Here is a 23,418-nt window from a genome sequence, read left to right as displayed (position 1 = left end):
TGCCTTCATGATTGAAGACAATTTTGAAGGGTGGCAAATATGCCAAGCGCGAGCTTTCACGGGAGACGCCCACAACCCTGTGGGGTCCAACCCCTTTGCCTGAGTTCGCCGGTGAGGTGCGACAGCGGTCGGGTTCTTCCCTCGGCGATTTCTCACCTATGGGCCGAATATGACTGAGTTGGAAAGCTTTTCGTCGCGATTCCGGATCGTCGGCATTTTCATGATGTCGCCACGGCCACAGCCTGTGGACCGAATGTTCCCAACTGTTGCAGCCTGCTGCATCGCTCCTGTCTTGCCGTCGCGAGGTGGTTCTCGATACACCGACGGGACAACAACAGGCCAGCAGCATCGTTCGCAACATCTCGTTGACTTTCGAACCTGCTAGATCAACCCACCAGAACCCTAGGAGTGCGAGATGCTCAAGACCGCCGACAACGAAACTTTGTGCCGCGTAGGCCCAGGAACCCCGATGGGGACTTTCATGCGGCAGTACTGGGTACCAGCCGCGCTGTCCTCCGAGCTTGTCGCTGGGGGCGCGCCGGTGCGGGTGCTGCTTCTCAGTGAAAAGCTCGTCGGCTACCGGACCGCCGCAGGCGAACCGGTGTTGATGCCGCACAACTGCCCACATCGAGGTGCGTCCTTGTTCTTCGGCCGCAACGAATCCGGCGGGGTAGGCGGAGACGGGTTGCGATGTGTGTACCACGGCTGGAAGTTCGGGCCGGACGGGCGATGCGTCGATATGCCGAATGAGCCGGCCGAGAGCACATTCAACGATCAGGTCCGGGCCCGTTCATACCCATGCCGTGAAGCCGGTGGGCTGGTATGGGCGTACCTTGGTCCGCGCGCAGATCCTCCGCCGATGCCGGCGTTCGAGTGGTTCGATGAGCCTGCTGAGTCCCAGCTGTCCTGGGCATTCCAGCGTGAATGCAACTGGTTACAGGCACTCGAAGGCGACATCGACACCAGCCACTTCGGGTTCCTGCACGTAGGACACGCGGCAGCGGAAGACGCTCCCGAGGACAGTTTTCTGCGCTATGCAATCGAAGACCGAGCCCCACGCTACAAGGTCCTCGATACCGAATTCGGTGCAACTTACGGAGCGTACCGTCAGGCAGGTACCGAAGCGGAGCTGTACTGGCGGTTCGCGCACTTCCTCTTTCCCTTCTTCACCATGATTCCGACTGGTGTCCTAGGCACGAAGTGTGGCTTGCGTGCCTGGGTACCGATGGACGACACCCATACGATGGCCTTTCACAGTGAGCCCACAGGGGTCCGATTCGAGGCGCCTGCCAGTCAGCGGATCGGGCTGACCGAGCGGGAGCAAGATGCCCGCCGGACACTCCCGAATTCGCCCGACTGGCACGGCCGATTCCGACTGGCCCCGAATCGCGAGAACGATTACTTCCTGGACCGCGAGCTGCAGTTGAGCAACGAGAGCTTTACGGGGATTACCGGAGTGACAGTTGAAGATCAGGCGATCACCGAGAGTATGGGTGAGATCGTCGACCGCTCGGCTGAGCACCTCGGAAGCTCTGACGTCATGATCATTCGCGTCCGGCGTCGGCTGCTGCGGGCCGTGCGCGCTCTCGCGAATGACGCGACCACTGTGCCTCCAGGTCTGGAATCGCCGGACGCGTACCGCCAGCGCTCCGGAGGCGTGGTCCTGCCCGCAGCCGCCGACTGGATGGAGGCCACAGAGCAATTGCGCGCCGCTGGCTCCACCCACAGCGAACTGGACCCGACCCGAGCACGAGGGGCTTGAAAATGTCCGGCGCACAGTGGTATTTGGACATTCCTTATGTTCTGACGGTCGCCACAGTACCGGGGCCGGACGGGATCTGGCAGTGCCGGCTGTCCTATGACGAGTTGCCGAACTGCGTCGCCACAGCCGCCAACATTCTCGAGGCCCTGGAGCACGTTGAGCAAGCACGTGAGGATTGCCTGGCTCGGCTGCATCGATCCAACACACCGATCCCCATACCCCGCCCCGCACTCCCCGTTTGATGTCTCGTCTGGATAGACGCGAGCGCGAGGCGTCGGCCACGCACCGTGGTCAACGCCTCGCGCTGGGGCGGTTTGCTTCCGGAGTCGCCGAGTAGCGATCGGATGCCGCTTTCCCCGCACAGTCAAGAAGTCTCACTGTGCGGGGTGTAGGCCCGCATCGCCTTGATGTTGATCGAGGGGACCCCGTCCCTCAGCACGAGGTCTGTCTCGGCGCGCTCCTGTCCGCAATACCGAAGGAGTCCGAAATGAAGAAGGCTGATCTTTCCGTGATCGTGGAGCGGAAGAAGGTTGTGAGCGACGGTGTGGTCTCGCTCTGGTTGTCCGACCCCGACGGTAGGCCATTGCCGTCGTGGCAGCCGGGCGCCCACATCGACCTGGTCCGAGACGACGGACTTCGACGCCAGTACTCACTCTGCGGTGAACCTACCGCCAAACAGTGGCGACTCGGCGTTCTCCGCAATGACGCCCCTGACGGCGTGTCCACTTGGGTGCATGATGTTTTGCAGGCAGGTACCCAAGTCACGGTGTCACCACCCCGCAACCTGTTTGCCTTCACACCGTCGCCGGGATCGCCGGGCAGCATCATCTTCATCGCTGGTGGGATCGGTATCACGCCGCTACTGCCGATGATCGCTACCTGTCGTGATCGTGGTCTCGATTGGACTCTCTGGTACGGAGGCCGCACCCGCGAATCCATGGCATTTCTGGAGGAATTGCCAAAGAGTCAGCGGGTCCACATCTACCCCCTGGACGAGTGCGGGCCGCTACCGCTGGACACGATAGTCGGTGAATACGCTGGTGGACAACGGATCTACTGTTGTGGACCGTCCTCTCTGATCGATGCGGTGCGGTCTCACGGCAAGTCCTGGCCGGACGATACAGTCCGGTTCGAACGGTTCACGAAAGCGAATACCAGCGCCGACGAAACGGCGTCGAACTCCGCGGGTACCTTCGAGGTCGAATGCGCACGGTCCGGTCGCACGATCCGAGTCGACGCGAACGAATCCATCATCACCGCGCTCAGTCGTTCCGGAATTGAAGTCGAATCGTCCTGTCAGCAGGGATTCTGCGGGTCCTGTGAGACCGGCGTTCTGGCAGGCCTTCCTGACCACCGGGACGATGTGCTGAGCCCCGACGACCGGGAGGAGAACTCGAGCATGATCGTCTGCGTCTCACGCTCGTTGACGGATCGGCTCGTCCTCGATCTCTGAACTTCTCCAGGGCGAGTTGCCGGACGGCTCGTGAAACATCGAATGAGGCTCGAGCTTCTGTGGGCCCCGGCGCGTGTACGTGTCGGTTGAATGACGAGTCTCGGATTCGATTGTGAACCAAGCTGATCCCGGGACCGAGGGTGTGATTCTGTCAGACGGCATCCTCGCCGAGGGAGCGTACCGCGATTGGGATCGGCTGCCTTCCTCTGCGGCAGGCGACGAGCGTGTCCGAGGATCGCGACCTCCTGCGCCACCGGGGGAACCGCGGAGCCCGGATCCAGTACCTGCGACGTCGGCGCGGACCCGGCGGCACGTCGAAGAGTGCATGCGGAACCTTCCCTTGCCGCAGGCGGGCCGAAAAACCCCACCGTCGGGTTGATCTGAATCTCACCCTGCATCCGGGCTGCTGTGAACTGCTGGACTCACCCTCACATGCGGGGATCGTGCCGCCATTGCACACAAATTTGTGCTGCTGCACCGAACAGTCGATCGATCTGCAGAATTACACGAACAGGGATGGCGACCACCTGCGGGCAGCTAATCGTGGGTGCGCTATACCTGATAGTCTCGATTTATGTCGACCTTTGTCCCACCCGGGAGCCGGACAACTGCCAAGGTTCTGCAGATGATAAGAGCCGCAATCTTGAACGGCGACCTGGGGCCGGGCGAGCAGATCAGGCAGCAGGTGTGGGCAGAGCGCTGCGGTGTCAGCCGGCCGCCCGTTCGTGAGGCGCTCGAGATCCTGACGAACGCGGGGCTGCTGATGCACAGCCTCAATCAGGGTTACTTCGTGGCTAAGTACAGCATCCACGAGATGCACCAGCTGTACACCATGCGCCGACTGCTCGAACAGGAGGCGATCCGGACGCTGGAATGGCCCGACCCCGAGCAGCTGGAAGCCATCCGCAACAGGGCCTCCCTGATAGAGCCTCATGTCAAGGAGGGGCGGCCGGATCTGGCCATGCAGGATGTTGTCGCATTCTTTTTGGACGTCTATCGGCTTTCGCCAAGCAATTTGATCGTGGCCGAGATAGAGCGCCTGTGGACCGCTACCGCTTCCTATCGTTCCCGGAACTACGATGTGGTAGCCGCCCCGCAGGGCTCTACCATGCGTTTCGAACAAATCATCGTAGCGCTCGCAGCGTGCGACCGTGAGCAGCTCGCCGAGCTTATGGACCGCCCCACCAGACAGGGCCTCCAACTATCGCGCGGCGCATCGCAAGAGTTGGAACCTATCGCTGAGACTGGATGAAGCGACACCGAAGACGAGCTGTCCCGGAGAGCGTGATTCTGTGACCATCGCCCATTTGCAGACCGGCGTACCGCTGAGCTAATTCTCGGTGATTCACGCCCGGGGCGGAGGGGCAGCCCCTTCTGCAAGGGTTCGCCGGGGTGAAGCTTGCCGGTAGAGTCCGTTGCCCCGCGCGACGAGGGGCGGCTACGTGAACAATGCACACCCCAAGTATTTCTGGATGATTCTGCGGTTGCAGTGATTCGTCCTGATCCCGAGAATCAGAGTTTCACGCACACATTCACCGGTTCCGAAAAGAAGTCGAGAGAATACTCGCCGCCCTCGCGGCCGATACCTGATGCCTTCAATCCACCGAATGGTGTGCGATGGTCACGCAGATTCCAGCAGTTGACCCATACGATACCGTTCTGCAGACGGGGAGCAACCCGATGCGCTCGCGACAGAGAACTGGTCCACAGGCTTGCAGCCAGGCCGAACGCGCTTTCGTTCGCCAGTTCTACGGCCGTTGCCTCGTCGTCGAAGGGGGCAACGTGACAGATCGGCCCGAAGATCTCCTCTCGGACAGTACGAGCGTCTCGGGATAGACCGGTAATCACCGTCGGATCGACGAAGAACCCACTGTCCCGCTCGTCTCCGAATACCGGAACACCGCCGCCGGCGTGGATCTTCGCACCTTCCTGCTCGGCCAATCGGTAATAGCCGAGCACCTTGCTCCGATGGTCGGCCGATGCCAACGGACCCATCCAAGTGTCGGCGTCGTAGGGGCGTCCCACGGACAGGTTCTTGGCTCGGTCCGCAAGTGCCGCGACAAAATCGTCGAAGATCGGTCGTTCGACGTATACGCGTTCGGTACAGAGGCAAATCTGCCCCGCATTGGTGAACGCGGACCGTACCGTACCCTCTACCGCGGCGTCGAAGTCGGCGTCAGCGAAGACGAGGGCGGGGTTCTTCCCACCGAGTTCGAACGAGACCGGCGTCAGCTGTTCGGCGGCCGCTCCCATGATGGCTCTACCGGTGCCGGAGTCTCCGGTGAAGGCCACCGCATCGATATCAGGATGGCTGGTGAGATGGGCACCCGCACTTCCACCCCCGAAGCCGTGCACTACGTTGAACGCCCCCTCGACCAGGCCACAGTCGTGGATCACCTCGGCAAGCATGGTTGCTGAAGTGGGCGTCAGTTCGGAAGGCTTGGCGACGATGGCGTTGCCGGTGACCAACGCGGGCGCCACCTTCAGGCTCAGCAACAGCAGGGGCAGGTTCCATGGCGCCACGATTGCGACGACACCACGAGGCCTGTGCACTGTGTAGTTCAGTGCCCCGGCTCCGTCTGGGGTGGGTGTGGTGAAGGCTCGTTCGGATCGAGCCCACGCGAGATCCGCATAGGCGCGGAAGGTTTCGATGCTGCGGGGAATGTCCACGCTTCGAGCCAGAGATTCAGGTTTGCCAGTATCTGCCACCTCTGCCGCTACGAACTCGTCGAACCTGGCCTCGATGCCGTCAGCGATCGCACGCAGCAGAGCGCAACGCTCCTCCACCGAGGACTGGCCCCAAGGGCCGAGGAGGGCAGCGCGGGCCGCCTGTACAGCCGCGTCGACGGTCGCTGCGTCGGCTTCGGGTGCGCAGCCGACGACGGAACCGTCAGCTGGGTGAATTACATCGAACGAGGTGCCTGTGTCGGAAAATTGTCCGCCGATGTAATGCCGGGGCTGGGTGTGTGCGGCCTCGCTGGTTTCCTGCTCGTTCACGGTCGACTCTGCCTTTCGTTCAGGGGATGTTCTTCTATTGCGAATACTGATCCCAACGCATCAGTCACATGCGGTGGGATCGTCGCCGGACGTGCTTCTCGCAGCTGCGACAAGTCCGTCTACATCGTTTGGTGAGGTGTCGAAGGAACAGACGAGCCGCACTACGCCGGTCGATTGCTCCCAAATATTGGCCCCGAAGTCCTTACGCAGTCGGAGGGCGATCGCGGGGGGCATCGTGGCGAAGACGGAGTTGGCTTGGACCGGGTGGACTAGTTGTACCCCCGCGACCGAAGACAGTTGCTGCCCCAGATAGGTCGCCGCTGCGTTGGCCGCTGTCGCGTTTCTGCGCCATAGCTCATCGTTGAGCAATCCCACGAACTGCGCGGCCACGAAGCGCATCTTCGACGCCAACTGTGCGGACTGCTTGCGGATGTAGCGGAAATCGCGGGCCATTGCCAGACCAGCTGCGGTGCCCGCGAACACCACTGCCTCACCGAGTAGGAGTCCGTTCTTCGTGCCGCCGAAGGTGAGCACATCAACGCCGGCGGCGATGCTGACATCTGTCAGCGAGGACCTGGCGGATACGGCGGCGTTCGCGAGGCGGGCTCCGTCCATGTGGACCAGCATCCCCCGACTGTGGGCCCACTCTGCCAGGTCGGCTACCTGATCTGGCCGGTACACGGTCCCGAGTTCTGTGGCATTGGTCAGGGAAAGGACGGCAGGCACGACTTGGTGCTCGCCTCGATTCGATTGGGGGAGTGAGGCGTCGATTCGGTCGGGGGTCAACAGACCGTGCTCGGCGGGTACGGGAAGCACCGTGCTACCTGTGAAGCGCGTCGGTGCTCCGCACTCGTCGGTGAATAGGTGTGCAACGGTCGAACACACCACAGCCTGGTGGGGCCGAAGCATCGCGGACAGTGCTGAAACGTTGGCGCCGGTACCGTTGAGAACAAGAAACGCCTGGCTGCCGGCGCCGAATTGCTCGGCGAGTAGCCGGAGCGCGTCAGCTGTCCAGCGGTCGGCGCCGTACGCGGGCGCATGCCCGATGTTTGCCTCCGCGATTGCGGCGAGGACAGCCGGGTGGATGCCGGACGCATTGTCGCTGCGGAAGCCACGGCCAGCATCGGCTCCGTCGTGGAAGTCGCGATTGCTCTGCTGATGCATCGTTGTCATCCGTATCGCTGGTTTGTAGGTGCTCGCCGTCGGTGGACGCCAGTTGGTGAGGACGCAATTATCGTTCGTTCGCCGCAGATGAATCGACCGGTTATGCCGATTCGATCCCGCGAAGTGACGTCACCGATGATCTGGGAGGCCGGTCGAAGACGCTCATCGACCTCGCGCCGGTAGAGATTCCCTTGGGTAGTCTGCACTCTGGTACGGGTGGTCAGGGAACAGATGGTGGATCACGATCGCAAGGTTGGCCGGTATACCGAGGTAGGTCGGGTCGCCGCATCGTAGGTCGCATGGGAGCCTGTCGCACCCATGCCGCTGTTCTTGGCGGGCTCGTGGATGCTGTTCGGGCCGCCGCCACGCCATTGGTTGATCCAGATCTGGCCTGCGGGAAGGGTCGCGGCTGCCTCGGCGTGCTCGGCATTGTTCGTGTAGACGGTGGCCCCGAGGCCGTAGTGAGATTTCGCGGCGCACTCGAGGGCCTCCTCGAACGTGGAAACCACTTTCACTGGAGCAACCGGGCCGAAGGTTTCCTCTGTCATGACTGACATCGTCTCGTCCACATTGGTCAATACAGTTGCCGGATAATAGAATCCGGGACCTTCCGGCACCGTACCGCCGGTGAGAACGGTTGCTCCCCGCTCGACGGCGTCCATCACGTGCTCATGCACGAGGTTGCGCTGGCGTTGGTCGATCAACGGTCCAAGTTCGGTTGAACCGGAGGAGGATTCGGTGATCCTGTACTGCGCCGCTGCCTGAACCAACTCGTCGACGAATCGCGTCGCGATGTCGGAATGGACATAGATCCGTTCCATCGAGGTGCAAAGCTGTCCGGTGTTCATGAATGCGCCACGGGCGACCGCCGCCGCAGTCGTGACCGGGTCGACATCTGAGTCGACAATGACGGGATCCTTACCTCCAAGCTCCAGGATCGTGCGACGCAACGCGGCACCAGCGCTGGCGCCGACCCGACGGCCGGTGTCCACCGAGCCGGTGAAATGCACGAGTCCGATATCCGGATGCTCGACCAGTGGGGCACCAGCCCTGGAGTCGCCGAGGACGAGACTGACAACGCCGGGTGGTAGCGGTGATCTGTCGAGGAGTCGGACTGCGGAGAGTGGAGACTTCTCCGATGGTTTGATGACGACGCTGTTCCCCGCAGCCAGGAGCGGCCCGAGTGTCGAGAGCACACCCGCGAGTGGGTAGTTCCAAGGGGCAATGAGGGCAACGACCCCTACCGGCCTTCTCAGGATCCTCGTCTCGCCGTCGCCGTCCGCGATCACGGACTCGAATTCGTAGGTGAGAGCCTGCGCCGCGCTCGTTTCAAAGGCGTTGGCAGCGCGAATGATGGCCGTGCGCCCCACCTCTGGTGGTCGGCCCATCTCGAGGTACTCGGCCCACGCCAGAGCGTCTGCCTGATCTGCGATGGCGCGGGCCCACTCGGTAATCTCCCGCACTCGCTTCTCGACAGGGAGTGCAGCCCAGGAGCGCTGTGCCACTGCTGCGCCCGCGACGGCCAAGTCCACGTCCTCCGACGCTCCAGCGGGATAGCGTGCAACGACTTCTTCCGTGGCAGGGTTGACCAAGTCGGAGTAGGAGTCGGCGCAGGACTCGGTCCAAACGCCCGCGATGAGGTTTCGAAGGAATTCCATTCGCGTACTCCTAGTCGATCCGGTCGGCCATGAGCTCGCCGACCATGACGGCAGCAAGATGGGTGTTGGCCCGGGGGACAGTGGGGAAGATCGAGGCATCGACGACGTGCAAGGCTTCCACTCCGAGTACGCGGCAGTCGGAATCGACCACGGTGGTCGACTCCGCGGGGTCGCCCATGCGACACGTGCTGGTCGCGTGCTGTGCGTCCATCGAGGTCTCGAGCAAGAACTTGTCAAGCTCGTCGTCGTTGTCCAGCACACCGAAAAGCCGCTCGTTGAGCCGATCCACAGAATACTGCCGGATTGGCTCGACTTCATCGTGGCATGCGAGGTCGACGAGGTGGCGGATGCCGCTGCGCATTCGGGACAAGTCCCGTTCGTCGGAGAGCATCCGTTCGTGCACCTGTGGTTGCACCGTGGGATTCGAAGATGTCAGGGTCACAGATCCTCTCGAGTACACCTGATCGAGCCACAAGCCGAAGGAACCCATTCCTGACAGGTCGGGAATCTCCATGGCGAGGACTGTCTGGTTTCCTGCGACCAACATCATGTCCAGGAACTGCCCGGCGGGGTCATCGCTGGTGTAGCGAACGCACACGTTCGTGTGGCGGTCATCGACCGTGTTCACCATCGATTGTTTGTTCAGCGGGATCCGAACGAAGTTCAAAGGATGATCCTGCAATCCCCGCCCGACTGGCAGATCGCACCGCACGTCGATACCGAGGTCTTCCAGGTGAGCGGCCGGCCCGATGCCGGATCGAAGCAGGATCGCCGGCGAGTGGATGGAACCGGCGCACAACGCAATTCGATCAGCGTGGTGCACATCAGAACGATCTCCGGACAGAACCTGCACGCCGACCGCACGGTCTTCGTCGAAGACAATCCGGTCGACCAACACGTCACCGCGGATGGTGAGCGTGTTCAGATCGCGTGCCGGCTCCAGATACGCGTCGTTCGTCGACACTCGACGACCGTCGCGGGAGTTGATTGGGTACGGCGAGACACCCACTGCGCCTGGTGCGTTCACGTCTTCCGCCCAGCCATGGCCGGCGGCCAGCGCGGCGCGGTACAGCGCGCCGTCCACTGAACCCCATGCCTCCTTCGGCGTGCGGTGGATCGGGATCGGACCGCCCCGTCCGTGATAGGGCATCTCGCCGAACATTTCGTCGTCCTCGAGTCTCGCGAAGTACGGCAGCACGTCCTCGCGGGACCAGCCCTTGCAGCCGGTCCGAGCCCAGTCGTCGAAATCCTCCATCGGAGGGCGGATTGCAATCTGGCCGTTGATCGTCGAGCAGCCACCCATTCCTCGGCCGCGCCAGAACGGTGCGGGATCCTGCTTGTCGGTACGGGAAGCGTTGAGTCCCTGCCACACATAGGCTTCGCAGGCTATGGGATCACTCAATGCCCGCCAGGGATTCGGTGAGCGCCACACATCGGGCAGTTCGGCCGACCGGTAGTCGGATCCAGCCTCGAGTAGTAGCACCCTTTTCCCTTGGGCCGCCGACCGCGCCGCAAGGGCGGTCCCTGCGGATCCGGCACCGACCACGATGAGGTCCCATCCGTGCTCTGCCATAACTTCTCCTAACGCAGTCAACTATCGGACCGATTTTCTGTGTGGCGCATGTCACGCATACTCACGGTCAGGGTATGTCTTCAATTTTGCAAACGCAACTGTATCGGCGGTGATCCCGGCCGGATCGGCGGCGGATCGGCGGATCGGCGACTCGAGGCACTGGCCGGAAGGTCGGGTGCGCAGGGCGACAGAGGGGATACACGACGGTCTCAGAATTTCCGGGTGTGCTCTTGGAGCCGATCGCTCTGTTCGTGCAGCCGAAGTGGTCACGCCTGCGGCAACCCGGCACCCAACCATGACAGATCCGACGAAGTCCTACCGGGTGCATACAGTTCACGGACTCGTGCCTCGACAGGTCGGACTCAGTCCGCGCTGAGCCACGCAGCCGCGGCCGTCACCAGCGCTGTTACACCAGTGGTCAGCGTTGGCTGCACTGCTGGAGCAAAGAGAGGGGAGTGATTGGAGGGGATCTGCTCTTCGATCTTGCCCTCGGCCAGTGCCTCCGCGTAAGTCTTCGGGTCGACGCAGCCGAGCGCCCAGTACACCGAGGGAGCGCCAGCTGCCTTGCCGAACTCCCCGACGTCCTCACTGATCATGATGGGGTCGATCTCCACTACTTGGTCGTCACCGAGTTCGGACTTCAGGGCTTGGACGACACGGTCGGTGGCACGTGGGTCATTGACTGTGGCGTCGAATCGGGACAGCTCTGTGATTTCTGGCGGCCTGGGCGACCCTGCGGAGATGCACTCGGCTTCGATGACGCGGCGAACCGCCGCCTCAACACGTTCGGTGACGCCGCGGTCATACGTGCGAATGCTGAGTTTGAGGTCGGCGTGGTCGGGGATGATGTTGGCCTTGGTACCGGCGTGCAGGGCTCCGACGGTGAGTACGACCTGTTCGTTCGCGGCGACCTCTCGTGAGACGATTGTCTGCAGTTTCATCACGATCGACGCCGCCATCACAATTGGATCGATACCGGTTTCGGGTCGCGAACCGTGCGCGCCTCGACCGAAGACGCGGGCTTCGAAGCTGTCTGCAGCCGCCAGCATTGCGCCGGCCCGATACCCGACGGTGCCCGCCGCGTAGGGCAGCACGTGCTGACCGAGTACCACGTCGGGGTTGCCGACAATGCCGAAGACGTCGTCCTCGATCATTCGGAGCGCCCCTCCGCGGCCCTCCTCGGCCGGCTGGAAAAGCGCAACGAGGGTTCCGGACCAGAGGTCGGTCGACGTCGCCAGCTGCTGCGCAGCGCCGAGCAGGCAGGTGACGTGGACGTCATGCCCGCAAGCGTGCATGAGCGGCACAGCCTGGCCAGTCTCGTCGATCATCGTCGCAGTACTCGCATAGTCGAGCCCCGTCTTCTCCTCCACCGGGAGTGCATCCATATCGGCGCGCAGCATCACGGTCGGCCCATCACCGTTGCGAAGTACGCCCACCACCCCGGTCACACCGATACCCTCCGTGACCTCGTAACCGGCCTTGCGCAGCGACTCGGCGACGATTCCCGCAGTGCGGTGCTCGGAGTAAGCGAACTCCGGATGTGCGTGTAGGTCGCGGTAGATATCCTCGAGTGTCGGCATTGTTCCGGGCAGCGAATCGAGCATTCTGCTAATTGACATGGAAATCCTTACGTCGCTTGGTCGGATGGGTAGCGCCTAGGTCCGGCGCCCGCGAAGTTGTGGTTGCCTGGAAGGTTCGGCGACATCAGGCGGCTTGGCCCCTCAGGACTCTTCGGGCGTCGCGATCCGGATCCACCATCAGCACGATGATGATTCCTCCGACGACCACTGTCAGGCCGATGAGCTGGAAGATCTGATTGTAGCCCGATGCCGATGTGGCTGCCCTGTCGAGCAGAACGCCTGACAGCGCAGGCGCGAACAACCCCGCAAGTGATTGCACGGCAAGGAAGGTCCCCAGTGCGCCAGGCTGCTGAGCGGCCGGTGTGATCTGTGAGACGACTGCGTTCATCACCGGCATCACGATCAACATGAACCCATAAGCCGCGACGAGGATCGCCACCGAAGTCCACGCCCCGCTCGAATACGGCAGTAGGGCCAGCATTCCGCCGCCGACGATCAGGGCCCCTCCCGGAAACAGGCCGCGCCACACGCGGCTGTTACCTCCGCGCGAGAGCTTTCGGTCCGTCAGCCAACCGGCGCCGACCATCGTGATCAGGGCAGCAATGCTGGGGAGCCCGAACATGCTCCCGGCCTGCACCCGGGAGAAGCCGAGGCTGGCTTCGAAGTATGAGGGGAGCCAGGTGAGAACCACCGAGATCATGGCGTAAACCGAAAACGTACCGATTGCGCCGCCGATGAAGCTGGGGCTGAGTGCGATTCGTCTGAAGGGGACGCGGACCTGCTCTTCACATTCGCTCCGTTCCTTCTTGCCGCGCGGCGCAGCGTACGGTCCCGGGCGTCCGATGAACGCCCAAGCGAGACACCAGAGAAGTCCCACCAATGCCAACGAGATGAATGCGGCACGCCAGCCCCAGGAAACCACGATCAATGTCAGCACTGGTGCGATGGCGATCTTGGCAATCGATGCTCCGGATGCAATGCAGGCCGAGGGAAGGCTGCGCTTTTCCTTCGGGAACCATTCGAAAACGGCGGCATTGGCGACCGGCGCGGCAGGTCCTTCAGCGGCTCCGAGTCCGATCCGACTGATCAGCAATGTCAGCGCGCTGGCTGAGACCAGTACCGGGATCACCGTCGCCGACCACAGCGCGGCGATTGTGAACAACACCCACTTGGTCTTCACGCTATTGGCGACGAATCCGACAACTAGTCCGCTGATGCTGAACAGAAAGAAGACTGCACTACCGATCAAACCGAACTGCGCGGAGGTTAGGCCGAGTTCTTCCTTGATGGGCTGTGCGGCGATGCCGAGCACCGCCTTGTCGGCCCAGTTCAGAACCATGAAGATCACTAGTGCGCCGGTGATGGTCCAAGCCATCTTGGTGTTGGTGCGAGATGGCTCGTCCGCTTCGGGCGGTGGAGCCTGAACAGCGTCAGCTCGGTCAACGGTCATGTGCGTCGTTCCTTTCGGGTGGAAGCGAACTGCATTGGTACGGAGATTGATTCACGCTTACGGGAGTGCAATGGCGGCGAGCTCTGCATGGCGGCGAGCTCTGCACACGGCGGCGATCGCTTTCGTGATCCCGGGGCTGCTGAGTTGATCTGGTGCGGCGCACGTCGGCTACTCTCCAGGTTTCGGGAGGCCGGGTTCTGGTGAGGCCCTGCGACTCACGCGGCTTCTGTGCCCGGTGTGGGTAGTCAGGTCGCAGTCTGTGAGTCTGGGTGAGTGTTGTGGCCGATCGATAGAGTCTGCCCTTCTGCTGGACCCCGGGTAGCGATGAATTGCAGATCGCTGCATCGCCACACGGTCCAGGCGGGCCCCGAATCGGGACTTCCGCGGCCTCGTCAGATATCCAGCCCAGCTCGATCCGCTGGGAAGTGTGGCGCACATCACGCTGGAGTACTGCGACAGCTTATGTCTTCAATTTTGATAACGCAATGGTCGATTGTGGGCAGGTTGGACCGCGGCGGTCGGCGATCCCAGCCGCAGGGTCTTCGCCGCCCATGTCATCGGCAGTCCGCGACCCACGCCGCCACCTGTGCCCGAGAGGTGAATCCCAGTTTGGCCAGAATGTGCTCGACGTGGCCGCTCACAGTGCGGGGGGAGATCACCAGGCGCGTTGCGATGGCCTTGTCGGTCAGGCCCTCGTTGACCAGTCGGGCGATCTCGTTCTCACGTCTGGTCAGTGTTGCGCTGACTGGAGTTCGGGTCGTCTGGACCGTGGCGGGCGGGGGCTGCCGGGCCGACTCGTCGAGGGCGTACGCAAGGACGTCTGCGAAGCTCATCGATACGCCCAGTAGCCGGGCCGATTCGAATCCGGCTTCGCCGAGTGCATGGGTGGCCACGCGTACGCACTGGTCGTGATGGTGGTTCAGATGGAAGAGCAGGATCGTCGCGCTGCCTACTGACTTCTCCAGTTCGGTGGCAGCTCCCATCAGCACCGCAGCACGATGCGCATCCCGCTCGTCGGCATGGATCCATGCGAGCGCTTCCAGGCACACGGCGACGGTCCGTGGGTTCTCGACATCCCGTGCCAATCGAAGCGACTGTTTCAACAGGTGAAGTGCTCGGGCGCAATCACCCTGACGCCAAACAGCGACTGCCAACGCCCACAAGGAGTACGACCGGAAGACTGACTCGCCGCAGGACTCCGTGATCTCGATTACCCGCTCATAGCACTCGATCGCGCAGGCGGTCCTTCCGAGTCGCGTGTAGGTCACCCCGAGCATATGTAGCGCACCGACTTGTCGAGGATCGTTCCGAACTGCAGTCGATCCGCTCGCCCTTTCCAAGCATAGGCACGCATGCCGTAGGTCTCCGAGGAACAACGCGACAAGGCCGTCGGCGTGGTTGATGACCGTCTGGACCGATGAATCATCAACCTGTTCGGCAAGAGTGTGTGCCTTCTCAACCATCGCCCTTGCAGCCGACAGATCGCGTTGGAACCCGGCCAATATGCTGGCGGCGTCGAGCGCCTTCACCCGTGCCAGAGTTGCCCGCTCGGGTGCCGCCGCTAGCAGTCGCTCGAGCCATCGCCTGCCTTCGCCCAGTAGTCCCCGAGACATCCAGAACCAGTACATCGCCGCGGCAATTTGCAGCCCGGCCTCGGCCTCACGCCCGGTTTCCAGGCTGAACTCCAACGCTTCACGCACATTCGGGATCTCCCGCCCGAGGAGAGCTAGCCAGTCCGGCTGCCGGGAGCTGACCCACTCCTCTTCTGCGGTGAGAACCAGGTGCTGGCACCAGTTCCGGTGACTATCGCGCACCGACGACAGGACCCCCGACTGTCCGAGTTTCGTGCGACCGTAGTCGCGCAACGTCTCGAGCATCCGATACCGCGTCGAACGGGACGGCACCCGGACCAGGATCGATTTGTCCACAAGAGAGGTCACCACATCGACCAGGTCGAACGACGAATTCGGATCGGCACACACATGCTCGGCCGCGTCGATTTCGAAACCGCCGGCGAACACCGATAGTCGGGCCCACACTCGCTGCTCGATCGGGGTACACAGCTCGTAACTCCAGTCGACGCACAGCCGGAGTGTCTGCTGTCGTGCCGGGGCCACTCGGCTACCGCGGGTCAGCAACGCATATCGGTCAGTGAGACGACCGAGAATCTCCTGCGGCGACATCGCTCGAAGTCGGGCGGCGGCCAGCTCGATCGACAACGGCAACCCGTCCAGACGGTTACAGATCCGGGCCACCGCGACTCGGTTCTCCTCGGTGAGTTCGAAGCTGGGGACCGCGGCGGCGGCGCGGTCGGCGAACAAGGTCACCGCGTCGAATCGGGGAAGAGCTTGCAGGGCCGGCTGGTGATCCGGGTCCGGGACGGTCAGCGGAGGCACTGGCAGTACCGCCTCGCCGCCGATGTTGAGGGGCTCACGGCTGGTCGCCAAGATCGTCAGCCGTGGACATGCCAGCAGCAGGGACTCGACCAACTCAGCCGTCGAATCGATCACTCCCTCGCAACCATCGAGCACCAGCAGCAGATCGCGTGTCACGAGGAATTCGGTCAGGGCTTCCTGTGGGCTCCGGCCCGGATGGTCACCAACCTCGAGCGTTGCGGCGACCACGTCGTTCACCAACGACGGGTCGTGGACCTCTCCTAGCTCGACCAGCCACACACCGTCGGAGAAACTTCGTTTCGCCTTCTCCGCCAGACGCAACGCGAGCCGCGTCTTGCCGACACCCCCGATGCCGATCAACGTCACTAGTCGCGACGACGACATCATCTTTCTGACATCGGCCAGTTCGGCACGACGCCCTACGAAGCTGGTCAGTTCCGACGGCATGTTTCCCCGTCGGTTCCGTTCCGGCATCTTCGTAGGTGAATGCCTGTCCCGGTCGATCGCCACGGCGTCACCGCACCCGGACACCTTCAGCTGAACGGTGTCGGGAAGGGCCGAATGCTGCGCGTCCGGAGACTCATCTTTGGCCATGGTTGTGCACTTTTCTCAGACTCTGCATCTCAGACTCTGCATCTCAGACTCTGCATCTCAGACTCTGCACGTCCGCAGGTGCAATCGATGCCCCGCTGCCCGCGTGTGACTCCAAGTGTCGCCCTCGGGAATGGGCTTCGAGTCGATCCGCATCCACACCAAGCCTGCTACATGTTTCTATTGGGAAGGCGTGAGAGAACTGGCGGCTGTGGCGAGCGTTCGGCTACCCACGCCCCGCCGTTTCAGTCTACCTTGCGTGTGTTGGACAGAGCTCGACGTTCGCGGTCCGCACGCTGGGCGCAACCAGGGTGACGTCGCGGACCTTGGCGAGGGCATCGACGCCGACGCAGCGGCTTCCTTCGATCCACTCGTCCTATTGCTCGGCGAGCACGGCGCCGCCGCGCCGCCGCGTGCGTGCGGTCGGGGAGGGTTCTGACGCCGTCCGTCCCGCAGGATCTGCTTGTCGAGTCGTTCCTGCGAATCGTTTGGTCATGTCTGTCCCCAGGCCTGGGACACGTTGGGCACCAGCGGATTCAGAGGGCGGTTCTCCGGGTCACCGCAGGCGAGGTCCGCGATCAGGTGAAGAACCAGCGGGCCTGGCTCGAGGACCGGGACGTATCGGACGCTCGCGCTCGCCTAGCTACGGGAACGAAAAACCAAGCGATAAAACGGGAATCGGACTTGGGGCTTGCTTGCAAAGGGCGCAATCGCGGATCGGGGAAGGGACACCCGGCCGCGCTGTGTGTACAGTGGGCCGCATCACAAGTGAATACGCCGTCGACGCGCAGCGGGAGAACCTCCATGACGGAGGCGCCGTAGGAGCAAACTCCTCCCCAGGAATCTCTCAGGCCCCAGTACCGCAGCGCAGAGGCAACTCTGGAGAACAGGACCGGTCTCGCGGCCGGGCCTTACCGAAGGTGTAGAGCGTGCCGCGTGATGCGGTGCGTCCAGACTCTCAGGTGCCAAGGACAGAGCGGGGAGGTGTTCCTAGTCGTTGTCCGGTGCGGTCCGGACACCACCGAAACCGGAGTATCTCTTGTTCGACCAGACACGCGATGGCGCCCAACTCATCGGAGAGTTTCCCGCCCGCCACATCGGCCCGAACGTGCCGGCGACTCGGCACATGCTCGCCACCCTCGGATATGACAGTCTCGACGCACTCATCGATTCCGCTGTACCCGAACAGATCCGCAGCAATCGGGCTCTCGACTTACCGGAAGCTCGGAGTGAACAGCAGGTTCTCGCCGACCTGCGCGCACTAGCCGATCGCAACGAGACCCGTGTGCAGATGATCGGGCTCGGGTACCACGACACCGTCACTCCCGCGGTGCTGCGCCGAAACCTCCTCGAGTCCCCAGCCTGGTACACGGCCTACACGCCGTACCAGCCGGAGATCTCCCAGGGCCGGCTGGAGGCGTTGCTGACGTTCCAGACAGTGATCGAGGAGCTCACCGCGTTGCCGCTGGCGGGTGCCTCGCTGCTCGACGAAGCGACCGCAGTGATGGAAGCAGTGCTGCTGATGCGTAGGGCGAACAAAGCCAAGTCGTCAACGCCGCGGGTGGTCATCGACGCCGATACGCTACCGCAGACCCTGGCGGTAGTTCGCGGTCGCGCCAAGGCCGTCGGTATCGCTGTCGAGGTGGCCGACCTGACCGATGGAATTCCCGAAGGTGACTTCTTCGGCTTGGTGCTGCAGGCGCCGGGATCCACCGGCGTGGTCCGAGATCTCGCACCCGTGATCGCGGAGGCGAAGGAGCGCGGAGTGCTGACCACCGTTGCTGCCGACCTGCTGTCGCTGACCCTCCTCACGCCCCCGGGGGAGCAGGGTGCGGACATCGCGGTTGGTTCTGCCCAGCGTTTCGGTGTCCCATTGTTCTTCGGCGGCCCCCACGCCGGCTTCATGGCCGTGCGTGATGGGCTGGAACGGATGCTGCCCGGGCGCCTGGTCGGCGTCTCGGTAGACGTCGACGGAAATCCCGCTTACCGACTCGCGCTGCAAACCCGTGAGCAGCACATCCGCCGAGACAAGGCAACCAGCAACATCTGCACAGCCCAGGCCCTGCTGGCGAACCTCGCCGCCATGTACGCCGTTTACCACGGCCCGGAAGGGTTACGCGCCATCGCCGAACGCGTCCACAAGCACGCGAGGGCACTAGCGGCCGGTATTCGCGCTGCAGGCCACGACATCGTGCACGACAGCTTCTTCGATACTGTCCTCGTACGCGTCCCCGACTCCGCTCGTCAGATAGTCGACCGTGCCGATCGGGGCGGCATCAACCTCCGAATGGTCGACGCTGATCATGTCGCGATCGCGTGCGACGAGTGCACCACCGACGACATCGTGGCCCGGGTTCTTACCGTGTTCGGCGCCGAGGTGCAGATCTCGTCGGCGTTCGCGCTCGACGCCTCGTTGCTGCGGACGACGGCCTACCTGCGGCACGATGTCTTCCACGCGCATCGATCCGAGACCTCGATGCTCCGGTACCTGCGCGCACTCTCCGACAAGGACCTCGCGCTCGATCGGACGATGATCCCGCTCGGCTCGTGCACGATGAAGCTGAATTCCGCGGTGGAGATGGAACCGATCAGCTGGCCCGGGTTCGCCTCCATCCATCCGTACGCACCGGTGGATCAGGCCAGTGGCTACCTGCAGCTGATCCGCGGCCTGGAGCGTTGGCTGAGCGAGATCACCGGCTACGACCGAGTCTCGTTGCAGCCCAACGCTGGATCCCAGGGCGAACTCGCCGGTTTGCTCGCGATCAGCAGTTACCACGAGAGCCTCGGTGAGACCGACCGGGACGTCTGTTTGATCCCGCAGTCCGCGCACGGCACCAACGCCGCGTCTGCTGTGTTGGCGGGCATGCGGGTCGTGGTGGTCGCGACTGCGGACAATGGGAACATCGATCTCGACGACCTCCGAACCAAGATCGCCGCACATGAAGGTAGGGTCGCGGCGATCATGCTCACCTACCCGTCTACCCACGGCGTGTACGAGACGGACGTACAGACGGTGTGCGACCTCGTGCATGTCGCCGGCGGGCAAGTCTACGTCGACGGCGCCAATCTGAACGCCCTCGTCGGTCTGGCCCGGCCGGGCCAGTTCGGCGGTGACGTATCGCACCTGAACCTGCACAAGACGTTCTGCATCCCGCACGGCGGCGGCGGACCTGGCGTCGGCCCAGTCGCAGTGCGCAAGCACTTGGCCCCCTTCTTGCCGGGCAACCCCGTTCGCGCCGATCAACTCGGTGCTCCCGTCTCGGCTGCCAACTATGGATCAGCCGGAATCCTCCCGATCACCTGGGCGTACATCGCCTTGATGGGTCCCGACGGGCTGACCGAGGCAACCAAGAAGGCGGTCCTCGCGGCCAACTATCTCGCGAAGTCACTCGATGCGCACTTTCCTGTGCTCTACACAGGCCCGTCCGGACTGGTCGCGCACGAGTGCATCCTCGATCTGCGCCCACTTACCAGGGCCACAGGCGTGACCGCCGAAGACGTAGCCAAGCGGTTGATCGACTACGGATTCCATGCCCCAACGTTGTCCTTCCCAGTCAATGGAACCTTGATGCTGGAACCCACGGAATCCGAGAACCTCGCCGAACTGGACCGTTTCATCGAGGCGATGATTGCCATCCGCCGCGAGATCGACCTCGTCGACGAAGGCGTGTGGCCGCTCGAGCGCAGTCCGCTGCGTCAGGCGCCGCACACCGCGGAGCAGGTGACCGCCGATACCTGGGACCTGCCCTACCCGCGGCGCACGGCGGCCTACCCGATCGCTTCCCTGCATGCCGGCAAGTACTGGTCACCGGTCCGCCGTATCGACGGCGTCCACGGCGACCGCAATCTCGTCTGCTCGTGCCCGACGCCCGAGGCCTTCGAGACCGTCGCCGATACCGCACCGAAGCAGGAGGCATTCGCATGACCATTGGAGTGCCCCCAGTGTCACCGCTTCTCGCCGAGCACACCACCCTTGGTGCGAGTTTCACAGATTTCGCCGGCTGGCAGATGCCGCTCAAGTACGACAGTGAACTGGCAGAACACCGAGCGGTCCGTACTACCGCGGGCCTGTTCGACCTCTCCCACATGGGGGAGATCGGCATCCGGGGGGCCGATGCCGGAGTTCTGCTGGACTACGCGCTGGTCGGTGAACTGTCGAAGATCGGGGTCGGTCGTGCCAAGTACTCGTTGCTGTGCAACGTCGACGGTGGGGTGATAGATGATCTCATCGTTTACCGGCTTGCCGATGATCACTTCCTCGTCGTCGCCAACGCCGCCAACTCGCCGGCGGTTTACGGTGAACTGTCCGCGCGGGCTCAGGGATTCGCGGTTGCTGTCACCGACCTTTCGATCGAGACAGCGTTGATTGCGGTCCAGGGGCCGGCGTCCCAGGACATCGTCACCGCCCTAGTCCAGGACGAGCAGGCTCAGCTCGTCGACGACCTGAGGTACTACACGGTTGCCTCCGCGGAGGTAGCGGGCCTGCAGGTACTGCTCGCCCGGACCGGCTACACCGGTGAAGATGGCTTCGAGCTGTACGTGCCGAATGCCGGCGCCGTGCGGCTATGGCGGGCGCTATTGGCTGCGACGATCGAACGGGGCGGCGCAGCAGCCGGACTCGCGTGCCGCGATACGCTGCGACTCGAGGCCGGGATGGCGCTCTACGGCCATGAGCTCACCCTCGATACCAACCCGTATGAGGCCGGGCTCGCCAAGGTCGTCCGCCTGAACAAGGACTTCGTCGGCCGCGACGCCCTACAGGCGTTGTCGGAAACGGCACCGCAGCGCCGCCTCGTGGGGCTCGCCGGGACCGGACGCCGCGCGGCCCGCGCCGACTACACCGTGCACGACGCGGCCGGTGACCTGCACATAGGCACTGTCACCTCGGGTGCGTTGTCTCCGACGCTGGGGCACCCGATCGCACTCGCTTTCGTCGACGTCGTGCACAGTGAACCTGGCACCGCCGTCACCGTCGACATCCGCGGCAAGCTCGAGCGATTCACCGTCACACCGGCGCCGTTCTATCGCCGCTCCTGATCCGGTTCGCCCCGCGCTCCGCTCGGATCGCCTCGCCCGCTGTCACTGATTCGTGACCGAAGCCCACAACCGTTAGGTGTTCTCATGTCTTCCAACGCTTTTCCCAATGACCGCAGCTACACCGCTGACCACGAATGGGTCGCTATCCACCCGGGTCATCCGCTGCCCGACAACCCGGTCCGCGTCGGCGTCACCTCGATTGCCGTCGACTCACTCGGCGAGCTCGTTTTCGTCGAGCTTCCAGAAGTGGGGTCGACCGTCGTCGTCGGCGAAGCGTGCGGCGAGGTCGAGTCGACCAAGACTGTTTCCGATCTGTACCCACCGGTCAGCGGCCGGGTAACGCTCGTCAACACCGCCGCCGTTGACAGCCCCGAGCTCGTCTCCGCCGACCCATACGGGGAGGGCTGGCTGTTCGCGGTTCAGCCGACCGACGCCGGTGAGCTGCTCACCGCCGCCGAGTATGCCGAGAAGAATGGAGTCGACGCATGAGCGTCCTTGACCACCATCTGGCGGACTTCGACCCGGAGATCGCCGCGCTGATCGGCAAGGAGCTCGAACGCCAACGCACCGGACTCGAGATGATCGCCTCGGAGAACCATGCCCCGCTCGCGGTTATGGAGGCACAGGGCTCGGTCCTCACCAACAAGTATGCCGAAGGCTACCCCGGTCGCCGCTACTACGGCGGCTGCGAGCACGTCGACGCGATCGAGCAGATCGCGATAGATCGCACCAAGGCGCTGTTCGGCGCCGAATTCGCCAACGTGCAACCGCATTCGGGTGCCACTGCGAACGCGTCGGTGATGCATGCCCTGATCAAACCGGGCGACACCATCCTGGGGCTGTCCCTCGCCGATGGTGGGCACCTTACGCACGGTATGCGGCTGAACTTCTCCGGCAAGCTGTACAACGTCGCAGCCTATGGCGTGTCGGAGCACGATCACCTGATCGACATGGATGCCGTCGCCGCGGCGGCGCGCGAGCACCGTCCGCAGCTGATCATTGCGGGATGGTCCGCCTACCCGCGTCACCTCGACTTCGCCCGGTTCCGCGAGATCACGGACGAGGTCGGTGCGTATCTGATGGTCGACATGGCGCATTTTGCCGGCCTGGTCGCCACGGGGTTGCATCCGTCGCCGGTGCCGCATGCGCACGTAGTGACGTCGACGACGCACAAGACCCTCGGCGGACCGCGCGGCGGCATCATCCTCACCAACGACGCCGATATCGCCAAGAAGATCGACTCGGCCGTGTTCCCGGGCCAGCAAGGTGGCCCGCTCGAACACGTAATCGCTGGCAAGGCAACGGCATTCAAGATGGCATCGGAGCCCGCGTTCGCCGAGCGTCAGCAGCGCGTCCTCGACGGCGCGAAAGTGCTTGCCGAGCGCCTCAGCCGACCCGACGTGACGGGAGCTGGTATCAGCGTCCTGACCGGCGGCACTGATGTCCATCTGGTGCTCGTCGACCTGCGCAATGCCGCCATCAACGGCCGACAGGCCGAGGACTGTCTCGAAGCGATCGGAATCACCGTCAACCGCAATGCGGTCCCCTTCGACCCGCGACCGCCGATGGTGACCTCTGGCCTGCGGATCGGGACCCCCGCGTTGGCGGCGCGCGGATTCGACCGTGCGGACTTCGGGGTTGTCGCTGATCTCATTGCCCGCGCACTCATCAACTCGGACAAGGGGACTGAGACCTCCGAACTGGCGCAGAAGGTGCGCGTGCTCGCCGACAAGTACCCTCTCTACCCGGAGCTGTAA

Annotated in this window: 15 protein-coding genes and 1 riboswitch; of the genes, 8 read left to right on the top strand and 7 right to left on the bottom strand. The window is 63.4% G+C overall.

The genetic code is table 11. The features are described 5' to 3' along the window. Nucleotides 1-469 precede the first annotated feature (469 nt). The 3 genes from ERC79_RS07875 to ERC79_RS07865 all read left to right on the top strand — a co-directional run bounded on the left by ERC79_RS07875 (nucleotide 470) and on the right by ERC79_RS07865 (nucleotide 4,467). Nucleotides 470-1,762 carry a Rieske 2Fe-2S domain-containing protein gene (locus ERC79_RS07875; protein ID WP_165497054.1) on the top strand — a complete coding sequence of 431 codons (1,293 nt, stop codon included), beginning with the start codon at nucleotides 470-472 and terminating at the stop codon, nucleotides 1,760-1,762. 487 nt (nucleotides 1,763-2,249) lie between these two features. Beyond that, nucleotides 2,250-3,215: a PDR/VanB family oxidoreductase gene (locus ERC79_RS07870; RefSeq protein WP_131577170.1), complete on the top strand. Its 966-nt coding sequence runs from the start codon at nucleotides 2,250-2,252 to the stop codon at nucleotides 3,213-3,215. 643 nt (nucleotides 3,216-3,858) lie between these two features. Beyond that, nucleotides 3,859-4,467 (top strand): GntR family transcriptional regulator, encoded by a 609-nt coding sequence (locus tag ERC79_RS07865; protein WP_165497053.1) that lies wholly within the window; start codon nucleotides 3,859-3,861, stop codon nucleotides 4,465-4,467. Nucleotides 4,468-4,727: 260 nt separating this feature from the next. Here the strand turns inward: ERC79_RS07865 and ERC79_RS07860 are convergent, their stop codons facing one another. From ERC79_RS07860 to ERC79_RS07830, 7 genes are all read right to left on the bottom strand, one after another. Continuing rightward, on the bottom strand, nucleotides 4,728-6,212 hold the full coding sequence (locus tag ERC79_RS07860) for a 2-hydroxymuconic semialdehyde dehydrogenase (protein WP_131577166.1): 1,485 nt from the start codon (nucleotides 6,210-6,212) through the stop codon (nucleotides 4,728-4,730). A gap of 60 nt (nucleotides 6,213-6,272) precedes the next feature. Further along, nucleotides 6,273-7,376, bottom strand: a complete 1,104-nt coding sequence (locus ERC79_RS07855) for a beta-eliminating lyase-related protein (protein WP_131577164.1) — start codon at nucleotides 7,374-7,376, stop codon at nucleotides 6,273-6,275. Between the two features lie 239 nt (nucleotides 7,377-7,615). Then, nucleotides 7,616-9,034, bottom strand: coding sequence for an aldehyde dehydrogenase family protein (locus ERC79_RS07850; RefSeq protein ID WP_131577162.1), 1,419 nt, complete (start codon nucleotides 9,032-9,034; stop codon nucleotides 7,616-7,618). Between the two features lie 10 nt (nucleotides 9,035-9,044). Next, nucleotides 9,045-10,607, bottom strand: a complete 1,563-nt coding sequence (locus ERC79_RS07845) for a GMC family oxidoreductase N-terminal domain-containing protein (protein WP_131577160.1) — start codon at nucleotides 10,605-10,607, stop codon at nucleotides 9,045-9,047. 362 nt (nucleotides 10,608-10,969) lie between these two features. Continuing rightward, the gene (locus ERC79_RS07840) at nucleotides 10,970-12,226 is read right to left on the bottom strand and encodes an amidohydrolase (protein ID WP_131577158.1); all 1,257 of its coding nucleotides are present in this window, start codon (nucleotides 12,224-12,226) and stop codon (nucleotides 10,970-10,972) included. An 85-nt stretch (nucleotides 12,227-12,311) separates the two neighbouring features. Continuing rightward, nucleotides 12,312-13,637 carry an MFS transporter gene (locus ERC79_RS07835; RefSeq protein ID WP_131577156.1) on the bottom strand — a complete coding sequence of 442 codons (1,326 nt, stop codon included), beginning with the start codon at nucleotides 13,635-13,637 and terminating at the stop codon, nucleotides 12,312-12,314. A 554-nt stretch (nucleotides 13,638-14,191) separates the two neighbouring features. After that, nucleotides 14,192-16,627 carry a tetratricopeptide repeat protein gene (locus ERC79_RS07830; RefSeq protein ID WP_131577154.1) on the bottom strand — a complete coding sequence of 812 codons (2,436 nt, stop codon included), beginning with the start codon at nucleotides 16,625-16,627 and terminating at the stop codon, nucleotides 14,192-14,194. Nucleotides 16,628-16,883: 256 nt separating this feature from the next. Here ERC79_RS07830 and ERC79_RS07825 point away from each other — a divergent pair, with 256 nt between their 5' ends. The 5 genes from ERC79_RS07825 to glyA all read left to right on the top strand — a co-directional run bounded on the left by ERC79_RS07825 (nucleotide 16,884) and on the right by glyA (nucleotide 23,418). Further along, nucleotides 16,884-17,063 carry a hypothetical protein gene (locus ERC79_RS07825; protein ID WP_131577152.1) on the top strand — a complete coding sequence of 60 codons (180 nt, stop codon included), beginning with the start codon at nucleotides 16,884-16,886 and terminating at the stop codon, nucleotides 17,061-17,063. 342 nt (nucleotides 17,064-17,405) lie between these two features. Then, a riboswitch (glycine riboswitch) is annotated at nucleotides 17,406-17,497 on the top strand. Between the two features lie 253 nt (nucleotides 17,498-17,750). Further along, entirely contained in the window at nucleotides 17,751-20,549 is a 2,799-nt protein-coding gene (gcvP, locus tag ERC79_RS07820) for an aminomethyl-transferring glycine dehydrogenase (protein ID WP_242676858.1), read from the top strand. Then, nucleotides 20,546-21,661 (top strand): glycine cleavage system aminomethyltransferase GcvT, encoded by a 1,116-nt coding sequence (gene gcvT / locus ERC79_RS07815; protein WP_131577148.1) that lies wholly within the window; start codon nucleotides 20,546-20,548, stop codon nucleotides 21,659-21,661. Before gcvP ends, gcvT begins: the two co-directional genes overlap by 4 nt. 84 nt (nucleotides 21,662-21,745) lie before the next feature. Beyond that, on the top strand, nucleotides 21,746-22,150 hold the full coding sequence (gene gcvH / locus ERC79_RS07810) for a glycine cleavage system protein GcvH (protein WP_131577146.1): 405 nt from the start codon (nucleotides 21,746-21,748) through the stop codon (nucleotides 22,148-22,150). Further along, nucleotides 22,147-23,418 (top strand): serine hydroxymethyltransferase, encoded by a 1,272-nt coding sequence (gene glyA, locus ERC79_RS07805; protein WP_131577144.1) that lies wholly within the window; start codon nucleotides 22,147-22,149, stop codon nucleotides 23,416-23,418. The genes gcvH and glyA overlap by 4 nt, the downstream gene beginning before the upstream one ends.

Origin of the sequence: Rhodococcus sp. ABRD24 (assembly GCF_004328705.1) — a bacterium.
Lineage (GTDB): Bacteria > Actinomycetota > Actinomycetes > Mycobacteriales > Mycobacteriaceae > Prescottella.
This window is presented reverse-complemented; position numbering and strand designations above follow the sequence as displayed.